Annotated in this window: 21 protein-coding genes and 2 pseudogenes; 12 read left to right on the top strand and 11 right to left on the bottom strand. The window is 71.5% G+C overall.

The features are described 5' to 3' along the window. A pseudogene (locus ACILQS_RS08310) lies at positions 1–727 on the bottom strand (hypothetical protein); the annotation flags it as partial. A gap of 282 nt (positions 728–1,009) precedes the next feature. Here ACILQS_RS08310 and ACILQS_RS08305 point away from each other — a divergent pair. Next, positions 1,010–3,367, top strand: coding sequence for an HAD-IC family P-type ATPase (locus ACILQS_RS08305; RefSeq protein ID WP_395639653.1), 2,358 nt, complete (start codon positions 1,010–1,012; stop codon positions 3,365–3,367). Here the strand turns inward: ACILQS_RS08305 and serA are convergent, their stop codons facing one another. Both serA and ACILQS_RS08295 read right to left on the bottom strand, forming a co-directional pair. Next, a complete protein-coding gene (serA, locus tag ACILQS_RS08300) occupies positions 3,368–4,960 on the bottom strand; it encodes a phosphoglycerate dehydrogenase (protein WP_395639652.1) in 1,593 nt (530 codons plus the stop codon). It abuts the gene before it with no gap. Between the two features lie 95 nt (positions 4,961–5,055). Further along, a complete protein-coding gene (locus ACILQS_RS08295) occupies positions 5,056–5,706 on the bottom strand; it encodes an NAD(P)-dependent oxidoreductase (protein WP_395639651.1) in 651 nt (216 codons plus the stop codon). A gap of 97 nt (positions 5,707–5,803) precedes the next feature. Here ACILQS_RS08295 and ACILQS_RS08290 point away from each other — a divergent pair, with 97 nt between their 5' ends. Next, complete coding sequence (locus ACILQS_RS08290) at positions 5,804–6,166, top strand: winged helix-turn-helix transcriptional regulator (RefSeq protein ID WP_395639650.1); 363 nt, start codon at positions 5,804–5,806, stop codon at positions 6,164–6,166. Between the two features lie 78 nt (positions 6,167–6,244). Here the strand turns inward: ACILQS_RS08290 and ACILQS_RS08285 are convergent, their stop codons facing one another. After that, positions 6,245–6,490 (bottom strand): hypothetical protein, encoded by a 246-nt coding sequence (locus ACILQS_RS08285; RefSeq protein ID WP_395639649.1) that lies wholly within the window; start codon positions 6,488–6,490, stop codon positions 6,245–6,247. A gap of 546 nt (positions 6,491–7,036) precedes the next feature. Here ACILQS_RS08285 and ACILQS_RS08280 point away from each other — a divergent pair. After that, positions 7,037–8,983 carry a diguanylate cyclase gene (locus ACILQS_RS08280; protein WP_395639648.1) on the top strand — a complete coding sequence of 649 codons (1,947 nt, stop codon included), beginning with the start codon at positions 7,037–7,039 and terminating at the stop codon, positions 8,981–8,983. A 3-nt stretch (positions 8,984–8,986) separates the two neighbouring features. On the opposite strand, the gene ACILQS_RS08275 is transcribed toward ACILQS_RS08280, so the two are convergent. After that, on the bottom strand, positions 8,987–10,396 hold the full coding sequence (locus tag ACILQS_RS08275) for a dihydrolipoyl dehydrogenase family protein (RefSeq protein WP_395639647.1): 1,410 nt from the start codon (positions 10,394–10,396) through the stop codon (positions 8,987–8,989). A 32-nt stretch (positions 10,397–10,428) separates the two neighbouring features. Continuing rightward, positions 10,429–10,734, bottom strand: coding sequence for a hypothetical protein (locus ACILQS_RS08270; protein ID WP_395639646.1), 306 nt, complete (start codon positions 10,732–10,734; stop codon positions 10,429–10,431). Between the two features lie 48 nt (positions 10,735–10,782). Here ACILQS_RS08270 and ACILQS_RS08265 point away from each other — a divergent pair, with 48 nt between their 5' ends. Then, positions 10,783–11,055 carry a hypothetical protein gene (locus tag ACILQS_RS08265; RefSeq protein ID WP_395639645.1) on the top strand — a complete coding sequence of 91 codons (273 nt, stop codon included), beginning with the start codon at positions 10,783–10,785 and terminating at the stop codon, positions 11,053–11,055. A gap of 74 nt (positions 11,056–11,129) precedes the next feature. Here the strand turns inward: ACILQS_RS08265 and ACILQS_RS08260 are convergent, their stop codons facing one another. Then, positions 11,130–11,966, bottom strand: a complete 837-nt coding sequence (locus tag ACILQS_RS08260) for an EAL domain-containing protein (RefSeq protein WP_395639644.1) — start codon at positions 11,964–11,966, stop codon at positions 11,130–11,132. An 89-nt stretch (positions 11,967–12,055) separates the two neighbouring features. Here ACILQS_RS08260 and ACILQS_RS08255 point away from each other — a divergent pair, with 89 nt between their 5' ends. The 6 genes from ACILQS_RS08255 (at position 12,056) to ACILQS_RS08230 (ending at position 19,374) form a co-directional block, all read left to right on the top strand. After that, positions 12,056–12,370 carry an ATP-dependent DNA ligase gene (locus ACILQS_RS08255; protein ID WP_395639643.1) on the top strand — a complete coding sequence of 105 codons (315 nt, stop codon included), beginning with the start codon at positions 12,056–12,058 and terminating at the stop codon, positions 12,368–12,370. A gap of 136 nt (positions 12,371–12,506) precedes the next feature. After that, entirely contained in the window at positions 12,507–12,770 is a 264-nt protein-coding gene (locus ACILQS_RS08250) for a hypothetical protein (RefSeq protein WP_395639642.1), read from the top strand. 23 nt (positions 12,771–12,793) lie between these two features. Continuing rightward, positions 12,794–14,968, top strand: a complete 2,175-nt coding sequence (glgX, locus tag ACILQS_RS08245) for a glycogen debranching protein GlgX (RefSeq protein WP_395639654.1) — start codon at positions 12,794–12,796, stop codon at positions 14,966–14,968. After that, complete coding sequence (treY, locus tag ACILQS_RS08240; protein ID WP_395639641.1) at positions 14,965–17,283, top strand: malto-oligosyltrehalose synthase; 2,319 nt, start codon at positions 14,965–14,967, stop codon at positions 17,281–17,283. The genes glgX and treY overlap by 4 nt, the downstream gene beginning before the upstream one ends. Then, the gene (gene treZ / locus ACILQS_RS08235; protein ID WP_395639640.1) at positions 17,280–18,995 is read left to right on the top strand and encodes a malto-oligosyltrehalose trehalohydrolase; all 1,716 of its coding nucleotides are present in this window, start codon (positions 17,280–17,282) and stop codon (positions 18,993–18,995) included. Before treY ends, treZ begins: the two co-directional genes overlap by 4 nt. A 64-nt stretch (positions 18,996–19,059) precedes the next feature. Continuing rightward, on the top strand, positions 19,060–19,374 hold the full coding sequence (locus ACILQS_RS08230; RefSeq protein WP_395639639.1) for a hypothetical protein: 315 nt from the start codon (positions 19,060–19,062) through the stop codon (positions 19,372–19,374). 36 nt (positions 19,375–19,410) lie between these two features. Here ACILQS_RS08230 and ACILQS_RS08225 read toward each other — a convergent pair whose 3' ends face one another. Then, on the bottom strand, positions 19,411–20,121 hold the full coding sequence (locus tag ACILQS_RS08225) for a hypothetical protein (RefSeq protein ID WP_395639638.1): 711 nt from the start codon (positions 20,119–20,121) through the stop codon (positions 19,411–19,413). Between the two features lie 170 nt (positions 20,122–20,291). Here ACILQS_RS08225 and ACILQS_RS08220 point away from each other — a divergent pair, with 170 nt between their 5' ends. Further along, positions 20,292–20,789, top strand: a complete 498-nt coding sequence (locus tag ACILQS_RS08220; protein ID WP_395639637.1) for an RNA polymerase sigma factor — start codon at positions 20,292–20,294, stop codon at positions 20,787–20,789. Then, positions 20,782–21,516, top strand: coding sequence for a hypothetical protein (locus tag ACILQS_RS08215; RefSeq protein WP_395639636.1), 735 nt, complete (start codon positions 20,782–20,784; stop codon positions 21,514–21,516). Before ACILQS_RS08220 ends, ACILQS_RS08215 begins: the two co-directional genes overlap by 8 nt. A gap of 34 nt (positions 21,517–21,550) precedes the next feature. On the opposite strand, the gene ACILQS_RS08210 is transcribed toward ACILQS_RS08215, so the two are convergent. The 3 genes and pseudogenes from ACILQS_RS08210 to ACILQS_RS08200 form a co-directional block, all read right to left on the bottom strand. Continuing rightward, complete coding sequence (locus tag ACILQS_RS08210) at positions 21,551–22,330, bottom strand: DNA-formamidopyrimidine glycosylase family protein (RefSeq protein WP_395639635.1); 780 nt, start codon at positions 22,328–22,330, stop codon at positions 21,551–21,553. A 3-nt stretch (positions 22,331–22,333) separates the two neighbouring features. Further along, positions 22,334–22,930: a thermonuclease family protein gene (locus ACILQS_RS08205; RefSeq protein ID WP_395639634.1), complete on the bottom strand. Its 597-nt coding sequence runs from the start codon at positions 22,928–22,930 to the stop codon at positions 22,334–22,336. Continuing rightward, positions 22,927–23,634: pseudogene (locus tag ACILQS_RS08200) on the bottom strand (ATP-dependent helicase); the annotation flags it as partial. The pseudogene ACILQS_RS08200 and the gene ACILQS_RS08205, both read right to left, overlap by 4 nt.

The following is a 23,634-nucleotide window of genomic DNA, read 5'->3' as shown; positions in this document are numbered from 1 at the left end:
CGCTCGCGTCGGACGAACGCCCCGCGCGCGTCGGGAGGGTCTCGGCGAGCGCGGCATGCACCCCGGCGACCGCGACGCCCAGGTCGTGGGCGGCCTCGGTGAAGTCCCGGCGGTCGCGCGCCGCCTCGACGGCGATCGACCACCCGTCGCGCACCCCCGGCAGGAACTCCTGGGCGAACCCGAGCGTGCCGCGCGCGAGCCGGTCGAGGCGACCGACGTCCGGCCACTCCGCGTCGACGCTGCCGAGGAAGCGCGGGACGTAGGGCGACCCGGCGTCGCTCAGCGCCCGCTGCACCGTCACATCCGGATTCTCGCCGTGGTGCAGGGTGCGGAACAGCTTGAGGATGATCGTCGGACGCCCGTCCTCGTCGAACACGATCGAGGTGTTCGACTGCTCACCCGTGAGCACGCGGGATCCGGTCACCCGCGCGGTGTCGACTCCCATCGACGCGAGCGTCCCGACCGCGAACTCGGCGGACCGCGCCGCATCGATCATCCGTCCGGTCGCGTCTTCCACGATGAGCGCGTCGGCGGGAACCTCGCCCTCCGCGAGAGCGGTCGGCACCTGGTAGAGCGTCGGCAGGTTGCCGGCGTCGTCCATCAGCAGGTAGCGGGTGGCACCGGGGGCGGGTTGCGCATCGAGGATGCGGAGCCGCGGCTCGTGGCTCTTGCCGGCGTACCAGCGCTGTCGGGGCACCCAGGCGGTGAGGTCTTCGACGAATGGCACGTTCCACCCTCACCCGCGGAGGCGCGCGGGCGAAAGGCCTGGACACCTCCGCGTCGGCGGCGTAGGCGTTCGGCAGCCGGGCGTCCTCCCAGCCGCGGGGCCTACCGTCGAGCCACTCGTCGGTGCCTCGGGATCTCGTCGTCCCGCGTCGCTCAGGGGCTGTTGACCGGATCCGGCCAACCCGTGCACCGCGACCGCCTCCGAGAGGCACGCATGTCCCGTTCCGGACGGTCCGAACCGATCTCCTCCGCCACGTCCCGGGATGCCCGGAATCGGGCTGCGGTGATCGGTCTCAGCGCGCGCGAGGTCGACGCGCGACGGGCGAGCGGGCTCGGAAACGCAGCCCCCGACGACACCGGACGTTCGCTGACGCGCATCGTGGTCTCCCACGTCATCACCGTGTTCAACGGGATCGTCATCGGCAGCACGGTGCTCCTGCTGGTGCTCGGGGCGTGGCAGGACGCGCTGTTCGGCTTCTTCGCCGTCGCGAACAGCGCGATCGGGATCGCTCAGGAATTCCGTGCCCAGCGCGCCCTGGCTCGACTCGCCGTGCTCAACGCGTCGCCGGCTCAGGTGCGCCGCGACGGTGTCGACACGGAGTGCGCGGTGGCCGAGCTGGTCCGGGATGACGTGCTCGTGCTGAGCCCCGGCGAACAGGTGGGTGCGGATGCCGTCGTGCTCGAGTCGCGCGCGCTCGAGGTCGACGAATCCCTTCTCACCGGGGAGGCCGACCCGGTGGACGCCGCACCGGGTCGGGAGCTGCTGAGCGGCTCCACCATCGTGGCCGGCAGCGGCTTGGCGCGTGTCGCGCGCGTCGGCGCCGACTCGTACGCCGCCCGGATCACCGCGGACGCGAGGCGGTTCGCCCTGGTCGAGAGCGAGATCAGGGGTTCGCTCGATCGCGTCATCCGCTGGTTGTCGATCGCTCTCGTGCCGGTCGGGGCCGTGGTCGTCAACGGCCAGATGCAGGCCGTCGGCGGCTGGCCCGTGGCCGTCTCGACGGGGGCGTGGCGCGAGGCGGCGATCGCGTCGGTCGCCAACATCATCGCGATGGTGCCCACCGGGCTGGTGTTCATGGCCTCCCTCGCCCTGGCGGTCGGCGCCGTCCGGCTCGCGCGCGGGCGGGTGCTCGTGCGCGAGCTCGCGGCCGTCGAGGGGTTCGCCCGCGTCGACATGCTCTGCATCGACAAGACCGGGACCCTGACCGCGGGCACGATGGTGCTGGATCGGGTCGAGCCGGTCGCCGACGCTCCCGACGGCTGGCAGATCGCCCTCGCGTCGCTCGCCGCCGATCCGGTCGCCAACGCCACCTCGCGCGCGATCGCGGCGGAGTATTCCGGGGCGACGCCACCCGACGCCGTCGTCGCGTTCTCGAGCCGCCACAAGTGGAGCGCCGCCCACTTCGGGGCGGGGACGCCGTCGGGCTCCTGGGTGCTCGGCGGGGCGGACGTGGTGTTCACGGGTTCCCGGACGGGGTCGGCGATCCGCGCCCGTGCCTCCGCGCTCGCCGCATCCGGCGAACGCACGCTCGTGCTCGCCCGCTCCTCCCAGCCGATTCCGCCGACCGCCGATCCGCACCGCCCGAGCCTGCCGGACGGCCTGCATCCGGTCGCCCTCCTCGTCTTCCGGGAGGAGGTGCGCGGGGACGCGGCTCAGACGATGGCCTACTTCGCCGAGCAGGGCGTCGAGGTCTGCGTGATCTCCGGCGACGACCCGCACACGGTCGCGGCGGTCGCCCACGACGTCGGGCTCCCGACGGCGACCGGGTACGACGCCCGCGACCTTCCGGCGGGCGACGCCGAGCTCGCGGCGGTGCTGCGCACCGAGCGAGTGTTCGGACGCGTCACGCCGGAGCAGAAGAAGAGGATGATCCTGGGGTTCCGGTCGCTCGGGCACACGGTCGCGATGATCGGCGACGGGGTCAACGACACGCTCGCGTTGAAGCACGCCGATCTCGGCATCGCGATGGGGTCGGGCTCCCCGGCGGCGCGATCCGTCGCCCATGTCGTGCTCCTCGACAGCGATCTGGCGGAACTCCCGCGGGTCGTCGCCGAAGGTCGCCGCGTCATCGCGAACGTCGAGCGGCTGGCCAAGCTCTTCCTGGCGAAGACGATCTACGCGATCACCTTCGCGCTCACCTTCGGCCTGCTGATGTGGCCGTTCCCGTTCCTCCCCCGGCAGCTGTCGGTCGTGGACGGGCTGACGATCGGGCTTCCCGCACTCGTGCTCGCCCTGCTCCCCAACGCGAGCATCGCCCGCCGGGGCTTCCTGCGGCGGGCTCTGCGGTTCTGCGTGCCCGCGGGTGCCACGGTCGCCGCTGCCGTCATCGCGGTCGTCGCCGTCGCCTCAGCCCAGGCTGGCACGTCGTCGGCGCAGATCCACACCCTCGCGGTGATCACGCTGACTCTCAGCGCGCTGGCCGTGCTGACCGCTCTCGCGCGGCCGCTCACCCGCCTCACCGGCGTCGTCGTCGCCGGGGGCTTCGTCGGCTTGGTCGCCGTGTTGGCGGTGCCGCTCGCGCGTGACTTCCTGCACCTCGAGCTTCCGCCGGGCACCCTGCTCGGCGTGGCGCTCGCGGCGTCCGGGATCGCCGCGCTCCTGGTGACGCTGCTGAACCGCCGCGGTGCCGCGCGCGGGTGACTACAGGTCGACGATCTCCACCTGCCGCAGCACGGAGGCGTCGACATCCTTCTGGATGCCGGCGAGGATCTCCTCCGGAACGGCCGAGTCGAGCGTGAGCACGCTGAGCTGATCCGCGCCGCGACCGCGCCGCGCCATCTGCATCCCGGCGATGTTGATCGCGGCGTCGCCGAGGGCCGAGCTGTAGATCGCGACGATGCCGGGGCGGTCGGTGTACTCCATGACGACGAGGTGGCGCCCCATCGGCACCTCGATGTCGTAGCCGTTGATCTCGGTGATCTTCTCCGCCTGCTTCGTGCCGGCGAGCGTGCCCGAGACGGAGAGGCTCTTGCCGTCGGTCGTCGTGCCCTTGATGCTCAGCACGTTGCGGTAGTCCTCGGCGACGGGGTCGGTGGTGAGTCGCACCGTGATGCCGCGCTGCTCGGCCAGGAGCGGGGCGTTGACGTAGGACACGGTCTCGGTGACCGCCTGCGAGAAGACGCCCTTGAGCGCGGCGAGCCGCAGCACGCCCACCTCGAGCTCGGCGATCTCCCCGCGCACCTCGACGTCGATGCTCGACAGCGGGGCGTCGGCGAGGCCGGCGAACAGCTGCCCGAGGTGCTCCATGAGCGGGATGCCGGGTCGCACCTCGGGCGCGATGACGCCTCCGGCGACGTTGACCGCGTCGGGCACCAGTTCGCCGTCGAGGGCCAGTCGCACCGATCGTGCGACCGAGACGCCGGCTTTCTCCTGGGCCTCGTCGGTCGATGCGCCCAGGTGCGGAGTCACGACGATGTTCGGCGCGCCGGTCAACACGTCGTCGGTCGGCGGCTCGGAGGTGAACACGTCGATGCCCGCCCCCGCGATCTCGCCCGCGGCGAGGGCATCCGCGAGGGCCTGCTCGTCGATGAGGCCGCCGCGGGCGACGTTGATCACGTAGGCGGTGTTCTTCATGCTCTTCAGCTGCGCGGCGCCGATCATCCCGGTGGTCTCCGGGGTCTTCGGCATGTGGATCGTGACGAAGTCGCTCGTGGCGAGCAGCTCGTCGAGCGGGAGGAGGGTCGCGCCGAGCTGCTGGGCGCGGGCTTCGGTGATGTAGGGGTCGTAGGCGACGATCTCGACGCCGAAGGCCTGCAGTCGGGCGGCGATGAGCGCGCCGATCCGCCCGAGCCCGATGATGCCGACCCGCTTCTCGTACAGCTCCACGCCGGTGAACTTCGAGCGCTTCCACTCGCCCGCCGCGAGCGAGGCGTGGGCGGCGGGGATGTGGCGCGCGAGCGAGAGGATGTGGCCGATCGTCAGTTCGGCGGCGCTGATCACGTTCGAGGTGGGCGCGTTGACCACCATGACGCCCGCGGTCGTCGCCGCGGTGATGTCGACGTTGTCGAGGCCGACGCCGGCGCGGGCCACCACTTTGAGCGCCGGAGCTGCGGCGATCGCCTCGGCGTCGATCTGCGTCGCCGAGCGGATGAGCACGGCGTGCGCGGTGGCGAGGGCCGCGAGCAGGGCGGGACGGTCGGTGCCGTCGATGTTCCGGATGTCGAAGTCCGGTCCCAGCGCCTCCACCGTCGCGGGGGAGAGTTCTTCGGCGATGAGGACGATCGGCTTGCTCACGGCTGCTGTGGTTCCTTCCGGCACGCCACCTCTGTCGCACCCCCGGTGAGCCTACCGGGGGTGCGACGGGCGCTCGGACGCGAGCCGGGTGGGGGTCAGTGGATGGCGGTGAACCGTGCCCGACGGTGCGCGGGCTTCTCGATCTCGTCGACGATCGCGAGGGCGAGGTCGGCCGCGGAGATCGTGGAGACGCCGTCGGCATCCTTCAGCAGCACGTCGCCACCGAGCTGGTAGCTGCCCTTCGAGGCGGTGCCGAGCCAGGCGCCGAAGTCCTGCGGCGGGCTCACGTAGAACCAGTCGACGCTCTCGGGCGAGGACTTCATCAGCTCGAGGGCGTTGATCCCGGTCTCGACTTCCGGCTTCACGTCGGCCGGCATGTGCTCGTGCGAGACGTCCCAGAGCCGCGGCCCGCCCTCCTCGACGAGCAGCGACGAGGCGCCGCCGACGTAGCCGACGCGGGTGGGGGTGCCGTCGACGCGACCGAGCACGTCGGAGACGACGCCCTCGAGCTTCCCGGCCATGTCGCCGCGCGGCGAGAGGGCGATCACGACCGCGTCGCGTCCGGCGATCACGGTGTCGAGGATGTCGGCGTCGAGCGCCGATCCGGTGACGTACTCGACGCCGGCGAGGGGGGCCTCGACGGCCGAGCGGTTGACGGCGGTGACGTCGTGTCCGCGCTTCGCGGCTTCGGCCACGATCGCGGCGCCGGAGTAGCCGGTGCCGCCGAGGACGGTGATGCGTGCCATGTTCTGGGTTCCTTTACTCTCTGCGGGTAACTCAGTTACCGTACGTGAGTAAGACGGGGTGCGGAAGTAGGCACTTCGAGGTAAGAGAGGAACCCCGATGAGCGCGATCCCGTGGGACCCGTACCGGCTGGACTGCCCGAGCCGGCGCCTTCTCGACCGCATCGGCGACCGCTGGACGGTGCTCATCGTCGGCGCGCTCGACCCGGGACCTCAGCGCTTCTCGGCGCTCGCCGCGCGGGTCGGGGGCATCTCGCAGAAGATGCTCACCCAGACGCTGCGGTCGCTCGAGCGCGACGGCTTCGTCACGCGCACCGTCTACGCGCAGGTCCCGCCGCGCGTCGAGTACGAGCTGACGACGCTCGGCCGCTCGCTCCAGGAGCCGCTGCGAGCGCTGGAGGAATGGGCGATCGCCCACATGGATGAGGTCAGCGCCCACCGGGACGCCGCCGCGTCGGCGTGACCCCGCTCGGCGGAGACGGCGGATGGCCGGGACCACGGGGGTCCCGGCCATCCGGTGGGGGCGTTCGAGCGGGCCGGCTCATGCGCCGGGTCGTGGCAGCCAGCCGGCCGGCTCCCACGAGCGGTCGGGCAGGTGCACCTCGTGGCGCCGGGGCGCGGCGGGAGCGGCGTACGAACGGCGTCCGTACGTGATGAGCATCAGGCCGACGCGCAGCGCGAGCTTGTCGAGAGCGTTCGGACGACGCGACGCGAGTCGCGGCGCCTCCTGCTCCGGCAGCGCCGGGCGCGCCGGTTGGGGCGGATGGGTGGTCAGGGTCGATGACATGGTGCAGTTCCTCACGGGGAGTGATTCAGTGCCGCTCGTGGCGGCTGGAGGTGAATCGACCACGTCGGGTGCTCGAGTGGAGTCCGACGAGTCGTGACGGGGCGTGATCCGCGGGCCGTCGCGCTCTCGACCGAGAGGGGACTGCGGATCAGGGCTTCATCAGCATCGCCACCGTGACTCGGCGGCGGAGGAGCCCGTCAGCCGCGTCGCGAGGTGAGGATGCCGACGAAGCCGGCGGTGCGCGTGGGGATCATCCCCAGGGAGCGATTCGCTCGGAAATCTGCGTTCAACATGGCCGGCCTCCTTTCATCTTTCGGCGGTGCGCCGGTGGCGCGAGCCCACGCTAGCGGAGCGCGGGGACGCGGTTCAAGGTCCACACGCCGTGGTCTGGCCCGTCCGGATATCGAATCGGTAACGGCGGTCGGCCCCTCACACAGATCGGTGGCCGTCCCGTCAACCCCCTCCCCGACGATTTCCGGCGCGCCTATCGTGCTGGGTACTTTGGGGCTTCGGTCTTCTCACTCGACCGATGTGTTGGAGAAGCCTGTGGACCCCGCCGTTTTCGCGGTCGACGCCGACGAGTTGCGACGACTCGAGGAATGCGCGAAGGAGCCGATCCGCACCCCCGGTCTGATCCAGTCGCACGGCGTCCTGCTCGGCGTCGACCCCGGGAGTGCCGTCGTCGTCGTCGCGAGCGAGAACGCCCGCGAGTGGCTGGGCCGACCGATCGGGGAGGTCGGCAGCGGATCGCTGGAGTACGCCGCCCGCACCGGCAACGCAGTCGACCCCGTCCGGGTCGACTGGGCGGGCCAGCCGGCGGATGCCGTGGTCCACCACGTCGCCGGCCTCGCGATCGTCGAACTCGAGATGGTCGTCGTCGGCAACGAGTACGTGCGCACCGGCGTCGTCGGAGCCATCCAGCGTCTGTCGGTGGTGACCTCGATCGCCGATCTTCGACGCGAAGCCGCCGTCGAGATCCGCACGATCACCGGGTTCGACCGGGTGATGCTCTACCGCTTCCACGACGACGGGCACGGCGAGGTCGTGGCCGAGGCTCGGGATCCCGAGCTCGAGCCCTATCTCGGCCTGCACTTCCCGGCCTCGGACATCCCGGTGCAGGCGCGGGAGCTCTACCTCACGAAGGTCTCCCGCTCGATCGTCAGCACGAGCGATCCCGGCATCCCGCTGCTCGCCCTCGGCGACTCGCGGGTGCTCGAGGACGCGCGGCTTCTCGACCTCTCCCAGGCCGAGCTCCGCAGCGTCTCCCCGTACCACCTCGCCTACATGCGCAACATGGGGCAGGCATCGACGATGTCGCTCTCGATCGTCGACCAGGGGCGACTCGTCGGCATGATCACCTGCGCGCACCGCACCGAGCGGCGACTCCCGGTTCTGCTGCGGCGATCGCTCGAGGTCCTCGCGACGCAGATCTCCATGCAGCTCGCCTCGATCGGCGAGATCGAGCGACTGCGCCACGCCGTGGAGGTGCGGGAACGCCGCGCGGCACTGCTGGCCCCCCTCTACGCGTCCGACGACATCCCGGCCGCCCTGCTCGGCGGGCCCAAGACGGTGCTCGACCTCGTGCCCGCCGACGGGGTCGTCGTCCGGATCGACGGGCGGGCGCGGGTCGCCGGGCGGGTTCCGCCGCGCCGGGACTTCGAGCGGGTGCTCGAGATCCTCGACGGGGCTGGGTTCTCCTCCGAGTGCCTCCGCCTCGACCGCCCGGATCTCGCCGACCTCCTGCCCGAGGTCGCGGGACTGCTCGTGATCCCGCTCGACGCGGAGGGCGACACCCTGGCGTTCTTCCGCGGCGAGGTCGCCCGCGAGATCGGGTGGCTCGGCGACCCCGGGATGACCAATCGCGCGGACGACCTCTCGCCGCGCACCTCGTTCTCGGCCTGGCGGCGGAGCGTGCGGGATCGCTCGGAGGCGTGGGGGACCGTGCTGGACGAAGCGGGCGAGCTGGGGCACGAATTGCAGACCGCCCTGCAGCGTCGGGCCGAGGCGCGGCTCGCCGAGCTGGCCATGCGTGACTCCCTCACCGGGCTGCACAACCGCCGCTACCTCGTGGAGCGGCTCGAGAACCCCGATCCGGTCGGCCCCGACGGCAAGGCGCTGCTGTTCGTCGACCTCGACGACTTCAAACGCATCAACGACGACTACGGGCACGACGTCGGGGACGCCGTCATCCTCGAGGTCGCGCGCCGACTGCTCGCGCACTCGCGGGCGACCGACGTCGTCGTGCGGCTCGGCGGGGACGAGTTCGTCGTGCTCTGCGACGGCGTGCGCGGCGCCGACGTGCGCACGCTCGCCGGCCGGATCGTCGAGGCCGTCGCCGCGCCGATCGTAGTCGGGGCCCAGGTCGTCGCGGTGACGGCGTCGTGCGGCCTCGTGGTCGCGGATGTGGGCGCGCCGCGTTCCGGCCTGCTCGAGGCGGCCGACGCCGCCATGTACCGGGCCAAGCGCGCGGGGCGCAACCGGGTCTCGGACTGACCGCTACCGCCCGTACGTCTCCAGCAGCCGCAGCCACACCTCGCTGAGCGTCGGATACGACGGCACCGCGTGCCACAGGCGGTCGAGCGGCACCTCGCCGACGATCGCGATCGTCGCGGCGTGGATCATCTCCCCGACGCCCGGGCCGAGGAGGGTCATCCCGAGCAGCACCTTCCGGTCCTCGTCGACGACCGCCCGCGCGGTGCCCGCGTAGTCGTCGGCCTGCACGCTCGCCCCGGCGAGCCACGACAGGTCGTAGTCGACCACTCGGATGCGGTGGCCGGCCTTCTCGGCGGCCGCGGCGGTGAGACCGACGGAGGCCACCTCGGGGTCGGTGAAGGTCACCTGCGGCACGACGGCGTGATCGGCGGTCGCGACGTGGCGTCCCCACGGGGCGTCGTCGACGTCCGCACCGGTCGCTCGGGCCACGATGACGTCGCCCGCCGCTCGCGCCTGGTACTTGCCCTGATGGGTGAGCAGCGCGCGGTGGTTGACGTCGCCGACCGCGTAGAGCCAGTCGTGTCCGACCACTCGCAAGGTGTCGTCGGTCGTCAGCCAGGCACCCGGTTCCAAGCCGATCGATTCGACGCCGAGGTCGCTCGTGCGGGCGACTCGCCCGACCGCGACCAGCACCTCGGCGGCCCGCACCTCGGAGCCGTCGGAGAGTTCGAGCACCCTGTCGGAGCCTTCGGCCCGGGCCGCCGTCACCTCGACGCCCGTCCGGATGTCGACGCCTCGCGCCCGCAGTGCGGCCGCGACCCGGTCGCCGGCGAACGGCTCCTGCCCGCCGAGCAGGCCGCTGCGGGCGATGAGCGTCACGCGGGTGCCGAAGTCGGCGTATGCGGTGGCCATCTCGGCGCCGACGACCCCGCCGCCGAGGATCGCGAGGCTCCGCGGCGCGACCTTCGCGCTCGTCGCCTCGCGGCTGGTCCACGGGTGCAGGTCGCGCAGCCCCGGGATGTCGGGCAGCAGCGCCGCGCTCCCGGTCGCGACCGCCACGGCGTGAGTCGCGACGAACTCGGTCTCGGTGCCATCCGGGGCGGTCACCACGACCCGGCGCTCACCGGCCAGGCGGGCGTGCCCGCGCACCACCTCGATGCCCGCGCCCGTCGCCCAGTCGACCTGCGACGCGTCGTCCCAACCGTGGGTGATCGCGTCCCGGCGGGCGAAGGCGGCGGACGGGTCGACGGCGCCGACCGTTCCGACACCTCCGACGGCGCGGGCGGCCCGGGTGACGGCACCGGCCCGGAGCAGGGCCTTCGACGGCATGCAGGCCCAGTACGAGCACTCGCCCCCGACGAGCTCGGCCTCGATCAGGACGACGCCGAGGCCGCCCTGCACGGCGCGATCCGCGACGTTTTCCCCGACCGCGCCGGCACCGATGACGACCAGATCAACCTCACGACGTTCCACGTCGTCAGGCTACGCCCGTGACCGGGCGCGGGTCAGGCGGCGGAGGTCTTCTTCTCGGGCTCGGGGAGGATGCGCATCCCCGTGGTGGTGTTCGCCGAGTCGATCAGCTCGTCGAGCCATTCGCGGTTGATCTCCGGAGTCGACGAGCCGAACTCGAACCGGAGGGTCGAGGAGGCATTGATCCAGACGGTCTGCCGCGCATCCTTCGCGCCGTCGATCGTCAGCGCGAAGCTCTCGTTGCGGCGCAGCTTCGCGAGGACGACGAGTTCGACGTGCGCAAGCGTGCGGTCGTCGATCTCGAAGGTCGCGGAGGGCGAACCGTAATGCAGGGATCCCATCGCGTCGATCATATTCGGGTCCGGGTGTGCGCTGTGTACCCTGACCACGTGGCAATTGTGAACCGGCTGACCGTTGATGGACGCGACTACTTCCTGCCCGAGCCGGTGACGGAGTTGAAGAACCAGATCCTCGAGGCGATCAAGGCGGGTGGCGGGTACGTCAACATTCCGCCGCTGCGGGGAGGCCCGGGCATCGACATCCTGTTCTCTCCGGGCATGCCGGTGACCTGGTCTCAGATCGACGTCGGCGGCGACACGATGAGCTCGGCGGAGTCGGATGGCGACGCCGACCTGTCGCCCGACGACCAGTACGGCATCTGACCTCACGCCCGCCCGCAGGGGCCGTCGTCGGAGTCCGCGGCTGAGTCCCGCGCCTCGCGGCCTTCCGTGATCAGCTAAGCGACGCCACGCAGCAGGGGCTCGACATCGGCGACCGGCAGCGGCGGCGAGAAGAAGTAGCCCTGCGCGCGGTCGCAGCCCCAGCGCACCGCGCGGTCGAAGTGCTCGAGCGTCTCGATTCCCTCGGCGACGACGCACGCGCCGCGTTCGCGCGCGACCGACACGCACTCCTGCACCATCGCATCGACCTCGGCGCTGCCGTCCTGCACGAGCGACCGGTCGATCTTCACCTCGGTGAGCGGCAGGCGGCGCACGAGTTCGAGCGACGTGTGCCCGGTGCCGAAGTCGTCCACCGACACCCCGACGCCCCCGTCGATGAGGGCGTTGAGGGTCGCGAACTCCTCGTCCGAGTAGAGGATGGCGGGGGATTCGACGATCTCGACGGTGACGGCGCCGCGGGGGAGATCGAGTTCCCGGAGGCGACCGAGTGCTGCGGCGGCGAACTCCGGCGTGAGTTCCGACGGCGACACGTTGATGGACACGCCGACCGTCACGCCACGGCGGTGCCAGTCGGCCACCTGGCGTCCCGATGCCTCGAGCATGTAGCGGCCGAGGTCGGCGATCAGGCCGTACTGCTCGGCGACGTCGATGAAGCGGCCCGGGAGCAGGAGCCCGTCCTGCGGATGCTGCCAGCGGCACAGCGCCTCGACGGCGACGACGCGCCCCGTCTTCAGGTCGTACTGCGGCTGGAAGTACGCGGTCAGTTCGCCCGCCACGAAAGCTCGGCGGAGTTGCCCCGCCAGTTCGGCCGCGGAACGCGGCTCATCGCCCTCATGCACCGAATCAGATTCGGCCGCTTTCGGGTCGCGGTCAACTGCGGACAGATCGTCCATCGTCTGCGTATACTACGCCGCACCCGCGGGAGAAAAGGCCCCCACTCCGCGCGTCGATCCGGCGGCGCGGCGAGATATCCTTGCGGGCAATGGGCACTCTGACGTACGACTCCAAACTCGCCGTCTCGTTCGACGACCGCATCCTCGCCCACCTCCAGGTGGTGATCTGGTCGAAGCTGCGCCGCGGCGAGCACTTCTCGTTCACCTGGACCGAGCCGTCGCGCAGCGGGTTCGGACGCACGTCGATCTGGCTCGCGCCGTCGATCCCGATGACCTTCGAGTACTTCGGCGGACGCCAGCCGCGCCTCAACGCGCAGTGGGTGCAGATCCTGACCAAGTCGGCGAACTCGCCCGGCGGGCTCGTGCTCACCCCGGAGCCGCCCGAGAAGGAGACGTCGACCTGACGCGGTAACTCCGGGGTGCAGACGTGTCAACCCCCGGAGCCCGACGGCGCCGCCGCTTTAGCGTTCAACTCATGATCCGCTCCTGCGACTCCGTGCGCGCCGCCACCCCTTTCGCCCCCGTCCGGTGAGCGCGACGATGACGCTCCTCCATCCGTCACGCGCGGGTTCCTCTGTCGCCGTCTGGTTCGTGCGGGACCGCCCAGTTCGACTGGTCAGCGGCGGCTCGCGTTTCCGCGTCCTCGGTGAGCCCAAGTGCGCCGACATCAACGGCGTGCGCTACTGGCGGGTGCGCGCGTGCTCCGAGGCGGGCGAGGGCGCCACCTTCGACCTGCGCGCGAGCGACGACGGCTGGGTGCTCGACGGCGTCGACGAGAACTCGACCCGGGCGGGCGTCTCCTGATGGCCGACACCACCCCCGGCGCTCTGCAGACCTGGCCGGGATCCGCGTATCCGCTCGGCGCGACGTTCGACGGCAACGGCACCAACTTCGCGCTGTTCAGCGAATCCGCCGAGGGCGTCGAGCTGTGCCTGATCGACGAGGACGGCACCGAGACCTGCGTCGGCGTCACCGAGGTCGACGGCTACGTCTGGCACGCCTATCTCCCCGGCGTCCAGCCGGGCCAGCGCTACGGCTACCGGGTGCACGGCCCGTGGGACCCGGCGACCGGCAAGCGGTTCAACCCGTCGAAGCTGCTGCTCGACCCGTACGCCAAGGCGACGGTCGGCGACATCCGCTGGGGGCAGTCGCTGTTCTCCTATCCGTTCGACGACCCGGACGGCCGCAACGACGACGACTCCGCCGCCGACATGATGCTCGGCGTCGTCGTGAACCCGTTCTTCGACTGGACCGGCGACAACTCCCCACGCATCCCGTACAAGGACTCCGTCATCTACGAGGCCCACGTGAAGGGCCTCACGATGCAGCACCCCGACGTGCCCGAGGAGTTGCGCGGCACGTACAGCGGCATCGCGCATCCCGCCGTCATCGCGCACCTGCAGAAGCTCGGCATCACGGCGCTGGAGCTGATGCCGGTGCATCAGTTCGTGCACGACTCGACGCTCGAGGAGAAGGGCCTGCGCAACTACTGGGGCTACAACACGATCGGATTCTTCGCGCCGCACGCCGGCTACGCGTCGAATCCGAGTGCCGCGCCCGGCCAGCAGGTGCAGGAATTCAAGGGGATGGTGCGTGCCCTGCACGCGGCCGGCATCGAGGTCATCCTGGATGTCGTCTACAACCACACCGCGGAGGGCAACCACCTCGGCCCGACGCTCTCGATGCGCGGCATCGACAACGCGGCGTACTACCGCCTCGTCGACGACGACCCGACGTTCTACATGGACTACACCGGCACCGGCAACTCGCTCAACGTGCGCACCCCGCACACGCTGCAGCTGATCATGGACTCGCTGCGCTACTGGGTGCTCGAGATGCACGTCGACGGATTCCGCTTCGACCTCGCCTCGACCCTCGCCCGCGAGTTCTACGAGGTCGACAAGCTCTCGACCTTCTTCGAGCTCGTGCAGCAGGATCCGGTGATCTCGCAGGTGAAACTCATCGCCGAACCCTGGGACGTCGGCCCGGGCGGCTACCAGGTCGGTGGCTTCCCGCCGCAGTGGACGGAGTGGAACGGCAAGTACCGCGACACGGTGCGCGACTTCTGGCGCGGGGAGCCGTCGACGCTCGGCGAGTTCGCCGCCCGGGTGACCGGGTCGGCCGACCTGTACCAGCAGGACGGGCGCCGTCCGGTGGCCTCCATCAACTTCGTCACCGCCCACGACGGCTTCACGTTGCGCGACCTGGTGTCGTACGACGAGAAGCACAACGACGCCAACGGCGAGGACAACAACGACGGCGAGAGTCACAACCGGTCCTGGAACTCGGGCGTCGAAGGCGAGACCGAGGATGCCGGCATCCTCGAGCTGCGCGGCCGGCGCCAGCGCAACATCCTCGCGACGCTGCTGCTCTCGCAGGGGGTGCCGATGATCCTGCACGGCGACGAACTCGGTCGCACCCAGGGCGGCAACAACAACGTCTACGCGCAGGACTCCGAGCTGTCGTGGGTCGACTGGGAGACCGCCGATCGCGGTCTCATCGAGTTCACGGCGGCGCTCGTGAAGCTGCGCCGCGACCATCCCGTCTTCCGGCGGTCGCGGTTCTTCGACGGCCGGCCGGTGAAGCGCGGCAGCGGCGAGCCGTGGCCCGACCTGGAGTGGCTGCGGCCCTCGGGCGAACTGATGGAGCCCGAGGACTGGGACTCCGGATTCGGTCGTGCGGTCGGCATGTTCCTCAACGGCCAGGGCATCCACGAGCGCGGGCCGCGCGGCGAGCGCGTCGTCGACCGGTCGTTCCTGGTCTACTTCTCGGCCGACGACAGCGACCTGGAGGTCGTGCTGCCGGATGCCCTCACCGGCATCTCGTGGGACGTCATCGTCGACACCAGCGCGGCGGATGTCGACCGTCCTCCGCTGAGCGCGGGCGATACGGTGACGGTCGCGCCGCACTCCCTCGTCGTCCTGCGCGAGCACGTCGCGCCCGAGTCCGGCGATGCGGCGGTGAGCGTCACACTCGCCCCCGCCGGCCCGGAGCTGCCGTGAGCGCGCAGTCCCGCCTCCCGGTCTCCACCTATCGCCTCCAGATCACCGCCGACTTCCCGCTGGACGCGGCGGCCGAGGTGGTCGACTATCTCCGCGACCTCGGCGCCGACTGGGTGTACCTCTCGCCGCTGCTGGAGGCGACTCCGGGCTCGGGACACGGCTACGACGTCGTCGACGTCACGCGGGTCGACCCCGCGCGTGGCGGTCGCGACGGTCTCGCGGCGTTCTCGGCGACCGCGCGCGCCCGCGACCTCGGCCTCCTCGTCGACATCGTGCCCAACCACATGGGGGTCGGGATGCCGGCCGCCAACGCCTGGTGGTGGGACGTGCTGCGGCTCGGTCGGGCGTCGGTGTGGGCCGAGTACTTCGACATCGACTGGGATGCCGGTGACGGGCGGCTGCGCATCCCGGTGCTCGGCGACGACGCCGACGCGCTGCGGGTCGAGGGCCACGAGCTGCGCTACCACGACCATCGGTTCCCGCTCGCGCCCGGCACGGGCGACGGGGCTGCGATCGACGTGCACGCGCGGCAGCACTACGAACTCGTGCACTGGACCCGTGCCGACTCCGAACTCAACTACCGGCGCTTCTTCGCGGTGAACGAGCTCGCCGCGGTTCGGGTCGAGATCCCCGAGGTCTTCGAGGACACCCACCGCGAGATCATCCGCTGGGTGCGCTCGGGACTCGTCGACGGGCTGCGCGTCGATCATCCCGACGGGCTCGCCGACCCGGGCGGCTACCTCGACCGGCTCGCCACGGCGACCGACGGGGCCTATGTGCTCGTCGAGAAGATCCTCGAGCGCGGAGAGACGCTACCGCCGTTCTGGGCGACGGCGGGCACCACGGGTTACGACGCGCTCGGCGAGATCGACCGCGTGCTCGTCGACCCCGACGGACGCGACGCGTTGGACCGCATCGATGCCGGACTCCGCGGCGGGCGCCGGGCGTGGGCCGAGATCATCCACGAGACCAAGCGCGGGATCGCCGACGGCATCCTGAACTCAGAGGTGCACCGGCTCGTCCGCGACCTGCTCGCGGAGGCGCCGAACGCCGGCGATCCCGAGGAACTGGCGGATGCCCTCGCCGAGCTGCTCGCCTGCTTCCCCGTCTACCGCAGCTACCTCCCCTACGGCGCCGAGCACCTGGAGCACGCGCTCGACGCCGCCGGGAGGCACCGACCCGACCTCGCCGACACGCTGGCCACCGTGGGCGTGGCGCTCGCCGATCCGGAACGCCGCGTCGCCGTGCGGTTCCAGCAGACCAGCGGCATGGTGATGGCGAAGGGCGTCGAGGACACCGCCTTCTACCGCGTGTCGCGTCTCGCCTCGCTCACCGAGGTGGGCGGCGACCCCGACGAGTTCGCGCTCACGGTCGACGAGTTCCACGCCCGGCAGCAGTCGCGCCTCGCCGCGCTGCCGTTCTCGATGACCGTGCTCTCCACCCACGACACCAAGCGCGGCGAGGACACCCGGGCGCGCATCTCGGCGCTCGCCGAGATCCCGCACGAGTGGGCGGCGTTCGTCGCCCGACGACGCTCGGCGCTCTCGCTCGGCGACGGGCCGTTCGAGAACCTGCTCTGGGAGTCGATCGTCGGCGCGTGGCCGCGCGAGCGCGACGCCCTCCGGGCCTACGCCGAGAAGGCCGCGCGCGAAGCCGGCACCTCCACCACGTGGACGCGCCCGGCGCCGGGGTTCGAACACGAGATGCAGCGGCTCGTCGACAGCCTCTACGACGACCCCGCGACCCGGTCGGATGTCGAGGCGATGGTGGCGCGGCTGGCCCCGGCCGGGCGCTCCAACGGGCTCGCGGCGAAACTGCTCCAGCTCGCCGGACCCGGGGTCCCCGACGTCTATCAGGGCAGCGAACTCTGGGAGCGCTCGCTCGTCGACCCCGACAACCGCCGACCGGTCGACTTCGCGCGACGCCGCGACCTGCTCGCCCGCCTCGACGCGGGCGAACTGCCGGAGGTCGACGAGTCGGGCGCGGCGAAGCTGCTCGTCACCTCGCGCACCCTCCGGGCGCGGCGCGACCGTCCCGACCTCTTCGACCGCTATCTCCCGCTGCCCGCGTTCGGCGCGGCCGCGACCCACGTCGTGGCCGCCGACCGCGGCGGGGCGATCCCGGTCGCCACGCGGCTTCCGGTCGGACTCGAACGTCTCGGCGGCTGGGGCGACACCGTGGTGATCGTGCAGGCGGGCCGCTACATCGACGCCTTCACCGGAGCGATCCACGACGACGACGAGGGCGCCGGCGTCCGGCTCGGGACGCTGTTCGAGCGCTACCCGGTGGCGCTGCTGCTGCGGGAGGACTCGTGACGCTCGCCCGGGTCTGGGCGCCCCGCCCGACAACCGTCGCCGTGGAGATCGACGGCGCCCGGCATCCGATGCGGTTGGTCGGCGGAGGCTGGTGGACGGGCCCGGAGCTGCCGCCGGGCGCACGGTACGGCTTCCTCCTCGACGACGATCCTCAGCCGAAGCCCGACCCGCGGGGTCGCCGGCTGCCGGACGGGGTGCACGGGCTGAGTGAGGCGACCGCCCCGCGGCGCGCACGGGTCGACTGGCCGGGCCGGGAGCTGCGGGATGGCGTCATCTACGAGCTGCACGTCGGCACCTACACGCCGGAGGGCACCCTCGACGCTGCCGCCAGCCGACTCGACCACCTCGTCGAGCTCGGCGTCGCGTTCGTGGAACTGCTGCCCGTCAACGGGTTCAACGGCGCGCACAACTGGGGCTACGACGGGGTCGCCTGGTTCGTCGTCGACGAGGACTACGGCGGCCCGGACGCCTACGCGAGGTTCGTCGCCGCCTGTCACGAGCGCGGACTCGGCGTCATCCAGGACGTCGTCTACAACCACCTCGGACCGAGTGGCAACTACCTGCCGCTGTACGGCCCGTACCTCCGCGACGGGACGGCGAACACCTGGGGCGACAGCCTCGACCTCCGCGAACCCGAGGTGCGGCGCTACATCCTCGACGGCGCCCGCATGTGGTTCGAGGAGTACGGCGTCGACGGACTCCGATTGGATGCCGTGCACGCCCTCCACGACACCTCCCCCGCGGAGGGCGGTGAGCACCTGCTCGCGACCCTCTCCCGCGAGACCGACGCCCTGGCCGCCCGCGTGGGCCGCCCGCTCACGCTCATCGCCGAGTCCGACCTCAACGACCCGGTGATGTTCACCTCCCGCAACGACGGCGGGTACGGTCTGACCGCGCAGTGGAGCGACGACTACCACCACGCCGCCCACGTCGCCCTGACCGGCGAGACCACCGGGTACTACGCCGACTTCGAACCGCTGTCGGCGCTCGCCGTCGTCGCGACGCGCGGCTTTTTCCACGCCGGCACCTGGTCGTCGTTCCGGGAACGCGAGCACGGGGTGCCGCTCGGCGACGACGTCGAGGCCTGGCGGCTCGTCACCTTCGTGCAGGATCACGACCAGATCGGCAACCGCGCGGCGGGGGACCGGCTGTCGGCATCCCTCTCGCCTCGGCGTCTCGCGATCGCCGCCGTGCTCGCCGTGCTCACGCCGTCCACCCCGATGCTGTTCATGGGCGAGGAGTGGGGAGCCTCGACGCCGTGGCAGTTCTTCACCGCGCATCCCGAGCCCGAGTTGGGGAAGGCCACCGCAGAAGGCCGGATCGCCGAGTTCGCGAAGATGGGGTGGGATCCGGACACGGTTTCCGACCCGCAGGACGCCGCCACCTTCGCGCGGTCCAAGCTCGACTGGAGCGAGCTCGACGCCGAGCCGCATCGCACCCTGCTCGCGCAGTACCGCGCGCTGATCGCGTTGCGTGCGGCGGAGCACGACCTGCACAGCCCGCGGCTCGGCGAACTCTCCGCGACCGTCGACGAGCAGGCTCGACGAGTGACCCTCGTGCGCGGCCGCGTCCGCGTCCGACTCAATCTCGGCGACGCGGAGTGGGTGGCCGGCGGCGCCGAGCAGGTGCTGTTCCGCACGTCGGACGACGTCTCGGGTGACCCGGTCACGCTGCCGGCGGACTCGGCGCTGGTCTCCCGCGTGACGAAATAGCACCGGCGCCGAGAGCTGGCAAGGCCTGGATTGCCGAGATCAGCGGTGATGGGATGAGTTGACCATGACTCTCACCGACGACCGCCGAACCAGAGCGACGTCGCGCCCGGCCCGCACCGAAGCGCCCGCCCTCGAGAGCATCCCGGCTGCTCCCGTCCCTTCTCCCGCCCGCGCCCGCCTCGTCGCCGAGGCCGCGCGTGACGACGTCTTCCGCATCGTCGAGCAGCTCCCCGACGGCTTCCGTGTCGTCGGCTACGTGCAGGTCGCCGGTCCGGTCTTCGTCACCCTGCTCGGCCCGGTCTACAACACGTCGGTCGAGATCGCGCAGTGCCTCGATCTGGACCTGGCCGTCGCCCGGCTGGAGTGCGCGACGGCCTGAGTCTGGCGAGGGGCTCCGGGCCGAGCAGCTCCGGCATCAGCCGAGCAGTGACACCGATCGGGCGATGACGAGCACGAGGATGACGTACCCGCCGAGCGCCTGGAGTCCGGTGAGGATCTTCGCCCGTGGAGTCAGCGCCATGGCGTCGGGCGGGCTGAACGCCATCGTGTTGGTGAGGGCGAAGTAGGCATAGTCGACGAAGCTCGGCGTCCAGTTGGACGAGCTCGACGAGCTGCGGGCGACCTCGAGCACCGCGTCGTGATCCTCGTCCTGCGGGAATCGGATGTCGGCATCCGGGAAGTCCTCGCGCTTCGCCGTGGAGCGCATCACCGGGCCACCCCGATCCATCTCCCAGAACACGAGCGCGTAGACGATGACGTGCGTGATCCAGACCTGGGTGGCGGCGAGCAAGAGGGTGCCCGCCTCGGGGTTGTCGGGCGTGAGCAACTGCATCACCAGTTGCACGAGGGCGACGTGGTTGGCGACGACGAGCACGGCGGTACCCACGATCGACGCCCGCCGCGACCAGCGGGTCTGCCGGGTGAATCGCACCGGGTTGACCACGACGACCGGGATGAGCAGCAGCACGCAGACCACGATGACCCCGATGCGCAGCGCGGGGAGGAAGCTGCTCGGCAGCAACGCGTAGAGCGTCAGGGCGACGAGGATCGCGCCGACCGCCGGCCAGCGGTGTTCCGCGCGGTCGTGGTCGTTGGCGCGGCGAGCTGCGTTCGTCGAGGGGGCCACGCTCGGACCCTACGCCGGGCGTGCGGCGCCGGTTGGGGCTTGCGCGTCGCCGGAAACGCGGTGTGGCGCCCGGCCGCGCGCATACGGGATGCTGTCGGCAGCTCCTTATTCTTCACCATCCGGTCAACCCGGCCGGGTGCGCTCCGCGTCGCAGAAGCGTGAGAACCGCCGTGGCCGAGAGGACCCAGGTCGACCTGGACTCCTTCGTCGCGCACGAGTACCCGAAGGTCGTCGCGGCCGTCGGGCTCATCACCGGCAACCGGCAGGATGCGGCGGATGCCGTGCAGGATGCGATCGTCGGCTTCCTGGCGAAGCCCCCGGCGCGCGAGATCACCAACGTCGCCGCGTGGATCACGGTCGTCGCGAGCAACCGCGCCCGAGACCTCCAGCGCTCGCGCGGCGCCGAGTCGCGCGCGTATGCGAAGGTCGGAACCGACGACGAGAGTTACGACTCCGCGCTCGCGGGGCTCGACATCGACGTGCTGCGCGCCCTCGAAGACCTGCCTCGCCAGCAGAAGGAGGTGTGCGTGCTGCACTACCTCCTCGACCAATCCGTGCAGCAGGTCGCCGAAGGTCTCGGCGTGAGCGAAGGCACGATCAAGACCCAACTGCACCGCGCCCGCAAGGCGCTCGCGGCGCGACTGAGGAAGGAGGATCACCATGGCTGAGCCCATCGGCGGCAACGCCGGACTCGACGGCCGCCTGCGCGACGCGTTCGCCCAGGCGGCGGCACCGGGTGACTCCACCGGGGTCGCCGACGCCATCCGTTCGCGGCTGGCCGCCGGCGACCCCGGTGCTTCCGCGGTCGGTCCCGTCGCACCTGGGTGGGGTCGCCGGCTGTTCGGGATGCTCGCGGGCGGGATCCTGCTCGGGCTCGTGATCGTCGGGGGAACCGCGACCGGGGTGGGGCTCGCGCTCACCGGGGACGGCGGCCGCGAGCCGAGCGCGGAGCCGTCCGTGCAGGTGAGTCCGACAGCATCCCCCACTCCCACTCCCACTCCGACTGCGTCGCCCACTCCGACGCCGCCGCCGATCCAGCCTCCCGCTCCCGCTCCCGTTCCGGATCCGGCTCCGCCGCCCCCCGCTGCTGACACGACGTCTCCCACAGTTCAAGCCTCGGCGAACCCGGCCATGCTGTTCTCGATGAACGGAACGGGGACGACGATCACGGCCGTCGCCCAGGACGCCGTCGGTGTGACGCAGGTCGCGATCTCCTGGTCGGGTTACGCGGCGGGGTCTGCCGCGATGTCGCCCGCGGGAGGCGGCTGGACGTTCGCCTTCGACCTCCCCGCCGATGCTCAGGGCGGCTCGGGACAGATCGACTTCGTCGTCACGGCCAGGGATGCCGCCGGCAATGCGGCATCCACCGTGGTCACGGTGCCGGTCTCCCCCTGATCCCCCGACCGCGACGGTCGCGGGTCGCGGGCGCCTATCGCTGGCAGCGCGGACACCAGGTGACGACCCGTTCCTGACCTTCGACGCGGCCGAGCTCGCCGCCGAGCAGCCTCGTGCCGCACCGACGGCACGGACGCCCCGTGCGGCCGTAGACCCACGAGGTCTGGCCGGGACGGAGGTTGCCCGTGGTGGACCGGGTGAAGCGCTGCTTGTTGGCCTGCAGCATCCGCTCGGCGAGGGCGACGACCTTGTCGAGGGAGGGCGTCTCACCCACGGGCCGCGTCGGCAGGACGCCGCGCAGGAAGCAGAGCTCGTTCGCGTAGACGTTGCCGACCCCGGCGAGGTTGCGCTGATCGAGCAGCGCGACGTAGATCGGTACCTCGGGGTCGACGGAGAGCCGGCCGACGGCGAGCTCCGGATCCCAGTCCGCGCCGAGCAGGTCGGGGCCGAGGTGGCCGACGACATCCTCTTCGTCGGTCGTCTTGATGACCTCCAGCAAGCCCAACTCGAAGCCGACGGCCTGCACTCCGGGCGCGTCGAGAATCACCCGGGCGGTGAACTCCGGCTTGGTCCACTTCTCGCCGGGGCCGTAAGCCCGCCAGACGCCTTCCATCTTGAGATGCGAATGGATGCTGAACCCACCTACGCGGTGGAACAGGTGCTTCCCGCGGGAGACCACTTCGTGGACGGTCTCACCGGAGAGATCGACGGTGGCGTACTTCGGTACCCGGAAGTCGCTCCTCGTCAGCACCGCGCCGGCGAGAGCCGCGTGCTGCAGCTGGGCGGTCTTCCAGACCGTGTCGCCTTCGGGCACGGTTCAGCAGCTCCACATCCCGAGTCCCGCGTCGGCAGCGCTCTCTTCGGCCGCGCGGAGCTGGTCGTAGAACGCGTCGTTCGGGGCCACGCGGATGGCTTCGGCATAGCCGCCTTCGACGAGGGCGAGGTTGATGAAGGTGCCGTCGGTCGCCCAGAGGTAGTAGAGGGAGCGGCCGTAGTCATCGAGGGGGTCCTCGTCGTCGGCGATGTAGACGGTGCCGCCCACGGGGGCGAGACGCGCGAGCTCCGCTTCGGCCTCATCGCCGTAGCACTCGTACACCGGGTAGACCTCGGGGGTGTCGATGCCGACGAGGCGCACGTCCTCGGTCGCGTCGCCCCCCTCGACGCCGCGCAGTCGCAGGGTGTCGCCATCGGTGATGCTCATGACCTCCATCTCGAGCGCCCCGGCCGGGATATCGGCGTCCCGGTCGGCCCCCGGCGTGGTCAGCAGGTTCCCCTCTCCATCGCCGATCACGTAGATGCGGAACGCGCCGAACCCGACGATCAGCAGCAGGAGCACGAGCAGGGCGATCGGCCGCCGCCAGCGGGTGAGGCGGCTGGGCGTGCCGGGATCGGCCTCGGTGTGCGGAGAACTCACCCTCGTAGTCTCAGGCCTTGCGGGGTGGGGGCGAAACCGGCGCGGGCGAGGGCGTCGCCGAACGGGGTGCCGACGGCGAAGGCGCCGTCGATCTTCTCGATGCGCAACTTCCCGCCCGCCCGTCGCACGGTGGCGGCCAGGGACTCGGCGGCGGCGTTCATCTCGGATTCGTCGAGCCCGAAGGTGAGCACCGTCTTGCCGCCGCGTTCGACGTAGACGCCGAGGGCGCCGTCGGCGAGCACGACGAGCGCGCCCGCCTTGCGGCCCGGGCGGTGGCCTTCGATCGTCGGCCAGCCGAGCGCGGCGCCGTAGGGATTCGCGGGATCGGTGGCGCCGAGGGTGACGGCGACGGGCGCGGCACCCTCGTCGGGATCGGCGGCGAAGGTGCGCAACCGGTCGACGGTCGCCGGGGTGGCGAACTGCGCCGCGCCGAGCCCTTCGACGAAGTACCCGCGGCGGGTACGGCCGGTCTCCTCGAGCCCGGCGAGCACCTTGTAGGCGAGGGAGAAGCCGCCGGCGACGCCCTCCGAGACGACGGCCCCGCGGGTGACGACGCCATGCCGCTCGAGCAGCGTCTCGGCGAGGGCGGCGGAACGGATGGTCGGGTTCGCCTCGGGGGCGGGCAGCAGCGACCAGCGGCCGGCCACGGTCGGCGGCGCGATCTGCGCGAGCGCCGACAGCACCCGGCCCGTCGCCCGTCGCCC

Source organism: Pseudolysinimonas sp. (assembly GCF_044239695.1).
Lineage (GTDB): Bacteria > Actinomycetota > Actinomycetes > Actinomycetales > Microbacteriaceae > Pseudolysinimonas_A.
This window is presented reverse-complemented; position numbering and strand designations above follow the sequence as displayed.